This window comes from Jeotgalibacillus proteolyticus, assembly GCF_002926065.1.
Taxonomy (GTDB): Bacteria; Bacillota; Bacilli; order Bacillales; family Jeotgalibacillaceae; genus Jeotgalibacillus; species Jeotgalibacillus proteolyticus.
Genome location: NZ_PREZ01000012.1, coordinates 16,643 through 29,217, shown reverse-complemented (window position 1 = coordinate 29,217; position 12,575 = coordinate 16,643). Strand labels below are relative to the sequence as shown.

The window sequence follows — 12,575 nt, the reverse complement described above, 5'->3', positions numbered from 1 at the left end:
AAAAATAAATAAGGATGGTGAGAATATGCTTAAAAAAATTGAAAAAATAATCAATTATATAGAAGAATACTTTATTTTCGGTTCATTGTTATTAATGGTTCTAATCGTATTCTTAAATGTAATTGGTAGATTCATTTTTAATTTCTCCTTCTCCTGGTCTGAAGAAGCTGCAAGATACCTTATGATTTGGGCTACGTTTATAGCAGCCAGCCTAGGCGTTAAAAAGGGCGCTCATATTACCCTGGACATATTAACAATATACTTGCCAGAAAAAATGAATCGGATAGTTCGTGCTATTAGTTACATTCTATCGATGGTTTACTGCATCTTAATCTTGTTTATTGGTATCCCTTTTATTATGGATATGGCTACTAAAGGCCAGCTATCACCTGCACTCCAAATGCCTATACACTTTGTATATCTTTCTATCATTGTTGGTACGGTTTTAATGTTTATTCGATATATTTTCCTATTTATTGATGATATTATCCACATGAATAAAATAGAAAAGTCAGAAATATTGGCGGATTGAGGATAAATAATGATCTATACACTTCTAATTATCCTATTTATATTACTTATTTTAAACGTGCCATTGGCAATATCAGTTACGCTCGCCTCTATCATTTTCTTAATGAATAGTGACTTTTCAGAATTTGTAACAATCCAAAGAATGATAACAGGTTTAGATTCTTTTCCCTTAATGGCCATTCCTTTGTTCATGCTGGCAGGAAAGATAATGGAGAAGGGAGGTATTTCACAACGCCTGGTCGATTTTGCCTCAAGCCTCGTTGGGTCCTTAACAGGCGGGTTTGCTATCATTGCTGTGGTAGCAAGTATGTTTTTTTCTGCCATATCAGGCTCTGCTCCTGCTACGGTGGTTGCAATTGGCTCCATTCTAGTACCGGCAATGATTAAAGAAGGATATGATAGAAAGTTTTCATTGGCTTTACTTGCTTCAGCCGGGACTATTGGAATTATTATTCCGCCGAGCATTCCCTTTATTACGTATGGAATTTCTGCTAATACTAGTGTAGGAGATTTATTTATTGCAGGAATTCTCCCAGGTATTTTCATGGGATTAGCCTTAATAGTTTATGCTTACCTAGTTTCCCTAAAAAAAGGATACAAAGGTACGGAAAAGTTCAAATTGAAACGCGTGTTTGTAACATTTAAAGATTCCATCCTTGGCTTGCTCATGCCTTTAATTATTTTAGGCGGTATTTATTCAGGTAAATTTACCCCAACTGAGTCTGGTGTTATTGCCTGTGTTTATGGATTAGTTGTTGCTTTATTTATTTATAGATCAATGACGTTGAAAGAGTTAAAAAATACATTTGTTGAAGCGGGTATATTATCTTCTATGATTTTATTTATAGTAGCCTCTGCGAATTTAATGAGCTGGTTAATTACTGTAGAACAAATTCCGAGTCAGCTTGCAGCTGCTCTAACATCCCTTACAGAGAGTCCGCTGGTTTTCTTAATAATTATAATGCTTGTCTTCTTTGTTGTAGGTATGTTTATCGAGCTAAATGCAGCGATCATACTTATTGTACCAATCTTATTACCGCTGCTTATTTATTATGAAATTAATTTGGTTTTCTTTGGAGTACTTATGATCACGAACTTAGCGATTGGTTTGTTAACTCCACCCCTTGGTGTGAATTTGTTTGTAGCTAAATCTTTAGATACAATTAGTTTCAATGCGTTGGTTAAGGCTGTAATGCCATTTATAGCAGTTATGGTGACTGTTCTATTATTACTAGTCCTATTCCCGCAAATATCATTAGTACTGTTAGGAAGTTAATTATATGGATAAAAAACAAACTTATTTAGTTCCAGCATTAATAAAAGCCGACCTGATTATTAATTTACTAGTCCGTTCTAAATCTGATTTAAGAGCTACGGATATCTCAAAAGAACTAGATATATCTAAAAGTTCATGCTCTGTCCTACTCAAGACCTTAGAGACGTTGGGTTGGATCGAAAAAAAACAAAACGAAGGTTATGGAATCGGCCCTGCTCTTGCACACTACGGAAGTCGCTACTTAAAAGATTTTAATTTGATTGATATTTTTACACAGGAAGCAAAAAAAACACTTGATATAGTGGATGAACATATTCAGCTTGGAATCTTACAAGGTAATCGTGTCATGTATTTGTCGAAAATTAAAGGGTCATCACAAATCGATTTAGTTACGTCACCTGGTATGCAGTACCCTTCGCACAGCACGTCAGTGGGGAAAGTTCAGTTAATAACCCTTTCGTATGATCAATTAATTGATCTTTTCTCAGACGGGTTAAAAGCGGTGACTAAATATACCATTACCGATTTAGATCACTTATATAAAAATCTCCAAGAAGCCAAGAAAAATGGATATATAGAAGAACATCAAGAATCAGCTATTGGATTTCATTGTATAGCAGGTCCCATTTATAATAATGCAGGTGAAATTGTTGCTGGAGTAAGTATTGCTATGACAACTGAAAAATGGAAACTTAAAGAAAATATTGCGAGAGAGGAAATTCTTAAATTAAGCAGCAGATTATCTTATTTAAATGGGTACAAACAATAAATATTTAGGAGTGAAATTATGACAATTGAAGCAAAAAATTATATTGACGGTCAGTGGGTAACGTCTGAAAATGAGATCATAAAAAGCTATAATCCAGCAAACTTTGATGAAGCAATTGGAGAAATGCAATCCTCTACCGAAAAAGATATTGATCTTGCTGTGGAAGCTGCTAAAAGAGTTTCTAAACAATGGAAAAGAACTGGCTACGTAGAACGTGGAAATTTTCTCTACAAGGTTGCAGATGAAATTGAAAAAAATCTAAATGAAATTGCAGAGACTTTAACAAAAGAAATGGGGAAAACTCTTACCGAAGCTATTGGAGAAACGAAGCGCGGCATCGCAATTCTTCGTTACTATGCTTCAGAAGGCATGAGAAAACAAGGAGATGTAATACCTGCTACTGACCAAGAAGCATTGATGTACACGAAACGTGAGCCAATTGGAGTAGTTGGAATCATTACTCCATGGAATTTCCCTGTAGCTATCCCAATTTGGAAAATAGCTCCTGCTCTTATTTACGGGAATACAGTCGTTTTCAAACCAGCTACTGAAAGCGCTATTACAGCCTTTAAAGTTGTTGAATGTTTTGTAAAAGCTGGCCTGCCAAAAGGTGTGTTAAATTTCATTACCGGGGCTGGTAGGACAGTCGGCAACGCATTAATTTCAAATGAAAACATTGATGGAATCTCATTCACGGGATCAGACTCTACAGGGAAATTGGTTGCAGAAGCAGCCACTAGAAATAGTGTGAAATTCCAATTGGAAATGGGCGGTAAAAACCCTGTTATTGTGATGGATGATGCTAACCTAGAAGATGCAGTAAATGGTATTATGAGTGGAGCTTTTAAATCGACGGGTCAGAAATGTACTGCCACTAGTCGGGTAATTGTTGAAGAAGGTATTTATGAAAAGCTTAAAGATCGACTTGTAAATGAATCAAAAAACATTAAAGTTGGCAACGGACTTGAAGAAAGCACCTGGATGGGCCCATGTGTAAGTGAGAGTCAAATGAATACTGTACTGGACTATATTTCTATCGGACAAAACGAAGGTGCAAAATTACTTGTTGGCGGTGAGCGCTTAACAGAAGGCGAACTTAAAAAAGGGTATTACGTTTCCCCTGCTGTATTTGAGAATGTTCATTCAGAAATGCGAATTGCAAATGAGGAAATCTTCGGTCCGGTTATCGCTCTTATAAAAGTAAAGAATATTACAGAGGCGATTGAAGCAGCAAACAGTACCCGTTATGGTTTAAGTGCCAGTCTCTACACTTCCAATATTGCTAAAGCATTAGAATACATTGAAGACATTGAAAGCGGAATGGTTAGAGTCAATGCTGAAAGTGCCGGAGTTGAATTGCAAGCTCCATTCGGCGGAACAAAGTTTTCAAGTGCTGGATCTAAAGAACAAGGCGAGGCAGCAAAGGAATTCTATACTACGTCTAAAACTGTACTTATCAGAGGTTGATATGAAAACATATGTGGCTGAGGAAATTCTACAAGACATGGGTTATCTATCATCTGAGAGGATAAAACTCCCTACATCAGAGAAGCGTTTCCCTGATGGTGGACAATATCGAATAGAGATACCAAGTATTGAAGGTCCAGCTGTAATGGAAGCACTCTTAAACGAACTAAAATTTAAAAAACAAAAAGTACATCGAATTTCTCAGGGCAGCGGAATTATGATGCTGCTTGATGAAGAGATCAATAAAATGTGTGCCCTTGCAAAAGAACATGATGTTGAATTAAGTCTTTTTGTTGGCCCCAGAGGAACATGGGATATAAGTGCCGGTACTTTAACGCCAAACGGAAAGATGCAAGCACTAAAACACGAAGGTGTTAATCAACTGATATATGCACTTGAAGATCTTTTAAGAGGAGCTGAATTGGGTCTTAGAGGAGCACTAATAGCAGATGAAGGACTATTAAAAGTAGCTAACGAATTAAAAAAACAGGGTAAACTCCCAAAGGACTTTGTATTTAAAATTTCCGCTCAATTAATGGTGACAAATCCAGTCACAGCGAAATTGTTAGTAGAGATGGGTGCTTCTACCATTAATCTTCCATCGAGTCTATCGATTGAAAAATTATATGAAATAAGAGAAGCCGTAGATGTACCATTTGATATATATGTAGAAACTCCTGATAGCCTTGGAGGATTTTTACGCTATTATGAAATTCCTGAAATGATTCGCGTACTATCTCCAGTCTATTTGAAAATGGGAATGAGAAATCATCCAGACGTATACCCGACTGGAAAGCATCTTGAGCAATTAAATATTTCATTAGCAAAAGAAAGAGTTAAAAGATTGCAATTAAGCAGAGAAATGATTTCACGTTATTATCCAGCTGCAATTGAATCATGTTATGGTGTTGCTGACTTAGGAATACCTAATTAAAAAAATCCCTTTGCTGGTACTTTACCACGCAAAGGGATTTTTTTAATATTATAGTTTTCCTTAATTTAAAGATATACTCTGTAAACCAAAATCAGTTTATATTTTAAGCTCTTAAACTGTTATTTATTTTTCTTTTTCTTCGGAAGCTTGATCGTGATTTGATAGTAATCATCAAATTCTTCTTCCTGGGAGTCGAGCTTCATTCCGGAGTCTGAGATCATGGTGAGGGACTGCCGGATGGTGTTGACGGCGATTCGGACGTCTTTGTTGAATGCCCGTTTTTTAGGTTTTGAATTTTGCTGAGGCCCCTCGAGTAATCGTTGAACGCGGGCTTCTGTTTGTTTAACATTCAGCTGCTGTTCAATTACTTCCTCTAAAAGCTTGCTCTGCAGTTCTTCGTCCTTTAACGGAATGAGCGCGCGGGCGTGGCGTTCGGTTATTTGTTTTTGAGTCAGGCTTTGCTGCACAGAGTCCGGGAGCTTTAATAGTCGCAGCTTGTTTGCAACGGTGGACTGTCCTTTGCCAAGTCGCTGAGCAAGTGCTTCCTGCGTAAGTTGGTGGAGGTCTAAAAGCTTTTGATAAGCCATTGCCTCTTCCACTGGTGAGAGCTCTTCACGCTGCAGATTTTCAATGAGTGCCACAGAAGCTGTTTCTGTATCACTCAGGTTTTTTACGATAGCGGGAACCTTCTCCCAGCCCAAAGATTTCATGGCACGCCATCTTCGTTCGCCAGCGATGATTTCATAAAGGTCGCCTTCCCCTTCACGCACGACAATGGGCTGAATAATTCCATGTGTATGAATAGTTCTGGCTAATTCCTCTATTTTCTCATCATCAAAAATCGTTCTTGGTTGAAAACGGTTGGGCTGAATGAGATGAATTTGTATTTGCTTAACTTCTTCTTTACTTTCCGAGGCTTCTGGAGAAACTGGTTCTTCCTTATCACCAAGGCCAAAGATCCGTGAAAACGGAGTCTTCATCAAGACACACCACCTTTATGAAACTCGCAATCTCTACTCCCAAACTCCATGTTTCACGTGAAACAACGCATTACCCGCCTAAAGTGGAGATTTGTTAGGGGTTCCGGGCTTGCGGGGGTATTTCTTTGGCGTAGAGACTGATTTATCAACAACGATGATAGAACGTTCACTTTCCTCGATTGGAAGCTCAAATGAGTGAACATTGATTTCTCCTCCGCCAAGCGTTTTAATGGCCCGCTTTGCATCCTGTAATTCGTCGGTTGCACTTGCTGCTTTCATTGCCGCAAACCGTCCGCCTGGCTTAGCTAATGGCAGACACAGCTCAGACAGCACTGACAGACGGGCTACCGCTCTTGCAGTGACCAGATCATATGATTCACGATGTGATTTATTCTGGCCAAATGTCTCAGCACGATCGTGATAAAAATGCACATTTTCAAGCTTTAATTCACTTGCTAAATGGTTTAAAAATGTAATGCGCTTATTTAAAGAATCAACAATGGAAACCTCTAATTGAGGGAAGCAGATTTTCAGAGGAATGCTCGGAAAACCCGCTCCTGCTCCTACATCACAGATGGAAAGAGGTTTGGTAAAATCCAGGTAAAAGCCTGCAGATATCGAATCAAAAAAATGCTTTAAATAAACTTCCTTACGATCCGTGATCGCAGTAAGATTCATTTTTTCATTCCACTCTACGAGAATCTCGTAATAGCGGCTAAACTGCTGAAGCTGATGCGCTGAAAGCTCGATTCCTTTTTCTTTTAACAGCTGTTGGAATTGCTCTGGGTTCATGTGTCTTCTCCTTTAGGTTACTGCCCTGACACTTTCGCAATCTTTCCCTGCTCAATATAAACAAGGAGGATTGAGATATCTGCCGGGTTTACCCCTGAGATGCGTGAAGCCTGTGCAATGGAAAGCGGACGTACATCACGAAGTTTTTGTCTCGCTTCACTCGCAATACCGGTAATCGCATCATAATCAATGCCTTCTGGTATCTTTTTGTTTTCCATTTTCTTAAGCTTGTCTACCTGCTGCAGTGATTTTTCGATATAACCTTCGTATTTGATTTGAATTTCTACCTGCTCTTCAACCTCAAATGGAAGATCAGCATCTGCCGGTGAAAGCTCTTTAATATGATTGTACGTGATTTCTGGACGTCTTAAAAGGTCTGATCCGCGAATTCCGTCCTTAAGCTGGCTGCTTCCAATGTCGGCAAGCAGGTCCTGAGTCTTCTGATCAGGCTTAATCATCACAGCTTTCAGGCGGTTAATTTCCGCATCAATTAATTCTTTTTTCCCGTTAAAGCGGTCATAGCTTTCGTTTGAAACCAGACCGATGTTAAAGCCGATATCCTTCAGGCGAAGGTCCGCATTGTCATGGCGAAGCAGCAGACGATATTCTGCACGGGACGTTAGCAGGCGGTAAGGCTCGTTTGTCCCTTTAGTTACTAGATCGTCAATTAAAACGCCAATATAAGCATCAGAACGGCTTAAAATAACTTCTTCCTGATTAAATGCGCGGCGTGCAGCATTAATTCCTGCCATTAAACCTTGTCCTGCCGCTTCTTCATAGCCTGATGTGCCATTGATCTGACCTGCAGTATAAAGATTTTTTATTTTTTTCGTTTCAAGTGTCGGCCAAAGCTGAGTTGGTACAATTGCGTCATACTCAATGGCGTAGCCGGCACGCATCATTTGCGCTTTCTCAAGCCCTGGAATTGATGCAAGCAGCTTTTGCTGTACATCCTCAGGAAGACTTGTAGAAAGTCCCTGTACATACACTTCTTTTGTGTTCCGTCCTTCAGGCTCAAGGAAAATCTGGTGACGTGGCTTGTCATTAAAGCGAACGACTTTATCTTCAATAGAAGGACAATATCTTGGTCCAGTTCCTTTAATCATACCTGAATACATCGCCGAACGGTGTAAATTTTCGTCAATAATTGTGTGTGTTACCTCATTTGTATACGTTAACCAGCATGGCAGCTGATCTGTAATAAATTCAGTGGTTTCATAGCTGAACGCACGCGGTACGTCGTCTCCAGGCTGAATTTCCGTTTTGGAATAATCAATGGTCTGGCTGTTAACACGCGGCGGCGTACCTGTTTTAAACCGTACAATATCAAAGCCCAGACCGCGCAGATGATCAGCAAGTCCAATTGACGGCTGCTGGTTGTTTGGACCGCTTGAATATTTCAGATCTCCAATAATGACTTCTCCGCGCAGGAATGTACCAGCTGTAATAATCGTTGTTTTCGCACGATAAACAGCTCCTGTTTTGGAAACAACTCCTGTACATTCGCCGTCTTCAATAATCAGCTCTTCTACCATTGCCTGCAAAAGCGTAATATTCGGTTCGTTTTCAATCGTTTCTTTCATGTCCTGCTGATAGAGAACCTTGTCTGCCTGTGCACGAAGTGCGCGGACAGCAGGTCCTTTTCCTGTATTAAGCATACGCATTTGGATATGGGTTTTATCAATCGTTCTGCCCATTTGTCCACCAAGCGCATCAATTTCTCTCACAACTATTCCCTTTGCCGGTCCGCCGACTGAAGGGTTACATGGCATAAACGCGACCATGTCCAAATTAATGGTCAGCATTAACGTTTTAGCACCCATACGGGCAGCAGCAAGTCCTGCCTCTACCCCTGCATGCCCTGCACCTACGACAATTACATCAAATGTACCTGCCTCAAATTTTTTCACCATAATGATGAACGTTCCTCCTTTAATTTCTCTTTATTTCCCAAGGCAGAATTGTGAAAACAACTGATCAATCAAGCTTTCTTGAACGGTATCTCCGATAATTTCTCCGAGAATCTCCCATGTTCTTCGCAAGTCAATTTGAACCATATCAACCGGTGTGCCCATCTCTGCTCCCCCAATGGCTTCTTCAATCGTTTGAAGCGCCTGGTGTAATAAAGCGATATGGCGGCTGTTCGAGACATAGGTGCTGTCTTTAGCATCCAGTGATCCTGCGAAAAATAATGAGGCAATTGCTTCTTCAAGCTCATCCACTCCCTGCTCCTTCAGCAGTGAAGTTGCTACAAGGGGGTGATGAGCAGCCAATTCTTTTACTTCATCTATATTTAACGATTGCGGTAAATCTGTTTTATTCACGATGACAATGAAGTCCATCCCTTTAACCGCTTCAAAAAGACGGCGATCTTCTTCAGACAGCTCTTCAGCATGGTTTAAAACGAGCAAAATTAAATCTGCTTCCTTTAAAACCTTTCTCGAGCGCTCTACACCGATTCGTTCGACAATATCCTCCGTCTCCCGGATCCCTGCAGTATCGACTAGCTTTAACGGAACCCCGCGGACATTAACATACTCTTCTATTACATCGCGCGTTGTACCGGGCACATCTGTGACAATCGCTTTATTTTCATGAACGAGACTGTTCAGTAAGGAAGATTTTCCGACATTTGGCCGGCCGATGATGACAGTAGAAAGACCATCACGCAGTATTTTCCCTTGCTCAGATGTTCGGAGCAGCTTTTGTAATTCACTTCTGACGTAAGCCGATTTTTCAGTCATCATGGAAAGCGTCATTTCTTCAACATCATCATACTCCGGGTAATCGATGTTTACTTCAACCTGCGCTAAAATCTCCAAAATTTCCTGGCGCAGGGACTGGACAAGCTTTGACAGCCTTCCTTCCATCTGACCCATTGCGACACTCATCGCACGATCGGTTTTCGCCCTGATTAAATCCATCACGGCTTCAGCCTGCGATAAATCGATACGGCCATTTAAAAATGCCCGCTTTGTAAATTCTCCAGGCTCAGCAAGTCTTGCTCCTTGTTTTAAAAGCAGCTGCAGCACCTGATTAACAGTGACCAGGCCACCGTGACAATTAATTTCTATTACATCCTCACGGGTAAAGGTTTTAGGTCCTTTCATCACAGAAACCATTACCTCTTCCACTACAGCGCTTGTCGAAGGCTCCACTATGTGCCCATAATGAATAGTATGGGAAGGGACAGACTCCAGCTGTTTACCACCCATACCTCTAAACACACGATCTGCAATGGCAAACGCTTCGTCTCCGCTCAGACGGACGATTGCAATCGCTCCTTCACCCATTGGGGTGGAAATCGCTGCAATTGTATCAAATTCCACTCTGCTTTCACCTCTCATTATTGCTTTGATTCTTGTATTTAAACCCTTATGCGATAAGGATTAACGTTAACGTTTTATTTCTATCTATAGGTAAATTAGCTACTCCCGCTAATTTGTCATCCTCTAAATAATGAGAATACCACACTTTGGCCTTTTTAAAAAGGGAATCAGCCTGATTATCCACAGGTTCATTTTCAAGCAGCCATTTCTTTTATCCACATGTGAATAGTTTCACTTTTCTTACACCTTTTCTTTGTATATTAGAATATAACTATAAAAAGAAGAGGGGAATATTATTTTAATTTATTGTAAATTAATTGAATAATATTATTTTATATTAATATTTTTATCCATTAAATTGAAAAATATAGTCACCGGTTTACTTGCTAATTCTTACACAAAAAAAGAAGGATTCTCATGAAGAGAATCCTTTTTATCTGTTCTTTTTTGGCTGGATCATTAAATATCTGTGTGGTTCAGCGCCTTCTGAGTTTGTTTCAATATCACGTCTTCCAGTAAGCGCATTATGAATGATTTTTCTTTCATAAGATGGCATAGGCTCAAGCTTGACAGGTCTTCTTGTTCTTAGTGCCTGATCAGCCATTTTTTTCGCTAAATGCTCGAGTGTTTCCTGTCTGCGCTTTCGGTAATTCTCCGCATCCAGCATGACGGTTAGGAATTGGTCTGAATGCTGATTGGCGACAAGCTGAGCCAGGTATTGGAGAGAGTTAAGCGTTTGGCCTCTTTTACCAATTAATAAGGCGACCTTTTCGCTTTCCAATTGAAAAGTGACTATTTTTCCATTTTTATCAATTTTCGTCTGAATATCCAATCCCATATGCTTCGTTACGTTTTTTAAGTAAAGATCTACTTCTTCAACCGCATCTTTTTTCTTTGACACGCTGACCTTTGCGGGGCGTGTCCCAATCAGCCCTAAAAACCCTTTTTTTCCTTCATCAATGACTGTTACTTCCGCTTTTTCCTTGGGAATCTGTAATTTCTCAAGAGCAGCAGCGACAGCTTCTTCCACTGTGGCACCTGTCATTGTGATTTGAGTCACTTTTTGGCTCCCCCTGTCTATTGTTGCACAGATTGGTCTACTTTTTTGCTGCCAGTTCCATTAATGAGTAGGGTCTGAACGATCATAAAGACATTACCAACTACCCAGTAAAGTGATAATGCTGATGGGAAGGTGATCGCAAATACGACGATCATCACAGGCATCAGGTAGAGCATGATTTGCATCTGAGGATTCAAGCCAGCCGGATTTCCTGCCATCATAATCTTTTGCTGCAGATAGGTCGTAATACCGGCAACGATTGGAAGAATAAAGAATGGATCTCTTTCGCCAAGATCGAACCAAAGGAAATTATGGTTGGCGATTTCTGTCGTACGAACGATCGCATGATAAAATGCGATAAGAATCGGCATTTGAATCAGAAGCGGGAAACATCCTGCCAGAGGATTAACCCCATTCTTTTGAAACATTGCCATTGTTTCCTGCTGAAGCTTTTGCTGAGTTTGAGCGTCTTTAGAAGAATACTTTTCTCTCAATTTCAACATTTCAGGTTGAATTTCCTGCATTTTTTTTGTGTTTTTTGTTTGTTTAATCATTAATGGCAAAAGTGCAAATCGAATGATTAAGGTTACAAACACAATCCCTAGTCCATAATTATCTCCAGTCCATTCTGCTATGGTTGTGATTAACCATGACAATGGATAAACAAAGTAGCTATTCCAAAACCCTTCACTGTCTGATGTAATCGGCTGATCGATCTGCATACAGCCAGTCAGAAGAGTGACTAACCCCACAATTGTCAAAAGGGGCAATAATCGTTTTTTCACCCAGATGTTCCTCCCTATAATTATATTGATTGCATACCAAACGTAATTGTAACATGTTATTTATCTGAATTCACTTTCTTTTGAAGAACCTTCGCTTTTCCCATCACATGAATTAAACTGTTTTTGGTTTGGTGAAAATTAAAGTCAGCTGCAGGCTTTCTAGCAATGACAATATAGTCTGCATCCTGTCTGAGGTGAGGGGAGAGCTCAAGGAAGGCTTGTCTAATGTAGCGTTTAATTCGATTGCGCACAACAGCATTCCCAACCTTCTTGCTCACAGATAGTCCTACACGAAATGCCGTCTGATTTTCTCTCTTCAGATAATAAAGAACAAACTGGCGGTTTGCCATAGAGGATCCTTCTCGGAACACTTGCTGAAATTCAGGGTTCTTCTTGATTCGCTGCTCTTTTTTCATTTTAACACCTGCCATTATCGTTAATTTCTCTGCGGTATAAGTGAAAAAAGACCACTGAGTGGAATCAGTGGTCTTAAGCAGACAATACTTTTCTTCCACGTTGACGGCGGCGAGCTAGAACCTTGCGGCCATTTTTTGTGCTCATGCGTGCGCGGAATCCGTGTACTTTACTTCTTTTACGCTTATTTGGTTGGAACGTACGTTTCATGTATAAGACACCTCCTAATTGATCACCC

At 40.0% G+C, this 12,575-nt stretch carries 14 protein-coding genes; 5 read left to right on the top strand and 9 right to left on the bottom strand.

Translation table 11 applies throughout. The features are described 5' to 3' along the window. Window positions 1-25: 25 nt before the first annotated feature. Genes C4B60_RS20780 through C4B60_RS20760 form a run of 5 tightly spaced genes read left to right on the top strand, consistent with a single transcriptional unit; the run spans window position 26 to window position 4,977 of the window. Complete coding sequence (locus tag C4B60_RS20780; protein WP_104059883.1) at window positions 26-532, top strand: TRAP transporter small permease; 507 nt, start codon at window positions 26-28, stop codon at window positions 530-532. A 9-nt stretch (window positions 533-541) separates the two neighbouring features. After that, a complete protein-coding gene (locus C4B60_RS20775) occupies window positions 542-1,807 on the top strand; it encodes a TRAP transporter large permease (RefSeq protein WP_104059882.1) in 1,266 nt (421 codons plus the stop codon). A 4-nt stretch (window positions 1,808-1,811) separates the two neighbouring features. Then, complete coding sequence (locus tag C4B60_RS20770; RefSeq protein ID WP_104059881.1) at window positions 1,812-2,576, top strand: IclR family transcriptional regulator; 765 nt, start codon at window positions 1,812-1,814, stop codon at window positions 2,574-2,576. Window positions 2,577-2,594: 18 nt separating this feature from the next. Then, window positions 2,595-4,043 carry an alpha-ketoglutaric semialdehyde dehydrogenase GucD gene (gucD, locus tag C4B60_RS20765; RefSeq protein WP_104059880.1) on the top strand — a complete coding sequence of 483 codons (1,449 nt, stop codon included), beginning with the start codon at window positions 2,595-2,597 and terminating at the stop codon, window positions 4,041-4,043. A gap of 1 nt (window position 4,044) precedes the next feature. Beyond that, window positions 4,045-4,977, top strand: coding sequence for a U32 family peptidase (locus C4B60_RS20760; RefSeq protein ID WP_104059879.1), 933 nt, complete (start codon window positions 4,045-4,047; stop codon window positions 4,975-4,977). A gap of 119 nt (window positions 4,978-5,096) precedes the next feature. Here C4B60_RS20760 and noc read toward each other — a convergent pair whose 3' ends face one another. From noc to rpmH, 9 genes are all read right to left on the bottom strand, one after another. Next, window positions 5,097-5,957 (bottom strand): nucleoid occlusion protein, encoded by an 861-nt coding sequence (gene noc / locus C4B60_RS20755; RefSeq protein WP_104059878.1) that lies wholly within the window; start codon window positions 5,955-5,957, stop codon window positions 5,097-5,099. Window positions 5,958-6,035: 78 nt separating this feature from the next. Continuing rightward, entirely contained in the window at window positions 6,036-6,749 is a 714-nt protein-coding gene (rsmG, locus tag C4B60_RS20750) for a 16S rRNA (guanine(527)-N(7))-methyltransferase RsmG (RefSeq protein ID WP_104059877.1), read from the bottom strand. 17 nt (window positions 6,750-6,766) lie between these two features. Further along, window positions 6,767-8,662: a tRNA uridine-5-carboxymethylaminomethyl(34) synthesis enzyme MnmG gene (gene mnmG / locus C4B60_RS20745; RefSeq protein WP_104059876.1), complete on the bottom strand. Its 1,896-nt coding sequence runs from the start codon at window positions 8,660-8,662 to the stop codon at window positions 6,767-6,769. A 30-nt stretch (window positions 8,663-8,692) separates the two neighbouring features. Continuing rightward, window positions 8,693-10,078, bottom strand: coding sequence for a tRNA uridine-5-carboxymethylaminomethyl(34) synthesis GTPase MnmE (mnmE, locus tag C4B60_RS20740; RefSeq protein WP_104059875.1), 1,386 nt, complete (start codon window positions 10,076-10,078; stop codon window positions 8,693-8,695). Between the two features lie 46 nt (window positions 10,079-10,124). Continuing rightward, a complete protein-coding gene (locus C4B60_RS21570) occupies window positions 10,125-10,262 on the bottom strand; it encodes a hypothetical protein (protein WP_167578723.1) in 138 nt (45 codons plus the stop codon). 249 nt (window positions 10,263-10,511) lie between these two features. Continuing rightward, window positions 10,512-11,138: an RNA-binding cell elongation regulator Jag/EloR gene (gene jag, locus C4B60_RS20735; RefSeq protein ID WP_104059874.1), complete on the bottom strand. Its 627-nt coding sequence runs from the start codon at window positions 11,136-11,138 to the stop codon at window positions 10,512-10,514. Window positions 11,139-11,155: 17 nt separating this feature from the next. After that, the gene (gene spoIIIJ, locus C4B60_RS20730) at window positions 11,156-11,923 is read right to left on the bottom strand and encodes a YidC family membrane integrase SpoIIIJ (RefSeq protein ID WP_104059873.1); all 768 of its coding nucleotides are present in this window, start codon (window positions 11,921-11,923) and stop codon (window positions 11,156-11,158) included. Between the two features lie 56 nt (window positions 11,924-11,979). Next, window positions 11,980-12,339 carry a ribonuclease P protein component gene (gene rnpA, locus C4B60_RS20725; RefSeq protein ID WP_104059872.1) on the bottom strand — a complete coding sequence of 120 codons (360 nt, stop codon included), beginning with the start codon at window positions 12,337-12,339 and terminating at the stop codon, window positions 11,980-11,982. 73 nt (window positions 12,340-12,412) lie between these two features. Beyond that, window positions 12,413-12,547, bottom strand: coding sequence for a 50S ribosomal protein L34 (gene rpmH, locus C4B60_RS20720; RefSeq protein WP_084215458.1), 135 nt, complete (start codon window positions 12,545-12,547; stop codon window positions 12,413-12,415). Window positions 12,548-12,575: the final 28 nt, after the last annotated feature.

Excerpts from the sequence above, each read along its gene's own strand:
- C4B60_RS20780 (WP_104059883.1), top strand. The coding sequence starts at position 26 with ATGCTTAAAAAAATTGAAAAAATAATCAATTATATAGAAGAATACTTT.
- C4B60_RS20775 (WP_104059882.1), top strand. The coding sequence starts at position 542 with ATGATCTATACACTTCTAATTATCCTATTTATATTACTTATTTTAAAC.
- C4B60_RS20770 (WP_104059881.1), top strand. The coding sequence starts at position 1,812 with ATGGATAAAAAACAAACTTATTTAGTTCCAGCATTAATAAAAGCCGAC.
- gucD (WP_104059880.1), top strand. The coding sequence starts at position 2,595 with ATGACAATTGAAGCAAAAAATTATATTGACGGTCAGTGGGTAACGTCT.
- C4B60_RS20760 (WP_104059879.1), top strand. The coding sequence starts at position 4,045 with ATGAAAACATATGTGGCTGAGGAAATTCTACAAGACATGGGTTATCTA.
- noc (WP_104059878.1), bottom strand. The coding sequence starts at position 5,957 with ATGAAGACTCCGTTTTCACGGATCTTTGGCCTTGGTGATAAGGAAGAA.
- rsmG (WP_104059877.1), bottom strand. The coding sequence starts at position 6,749 with ATGAACCCAGAGCAATTCCAACAGCTGTTAAAAGAAAAAGGAATCGAG.
- mnmG (WP_104059876.1), bottom strand. The coding sequence starts at position 8,662 with ATGGTGAAAAAATTTGAGGCAGGTACATTTGATGTAATTGTCGTAGGT.
- rnpA (WP_104059872.1), bottom strand. The coding sequence starts at position 12,339 with ATGAAAAAAGAGCAGCGAATCAAGAAGAACCCTGAATTTCAGCAAGTG.
- rpmH (WP_084215458.1), bottom strand. The coding sequence starts at position 12,547 with ATGAAACGTACGTTCCAACCAAATAAGCGTAAAAGAAGTAAAGTACAC.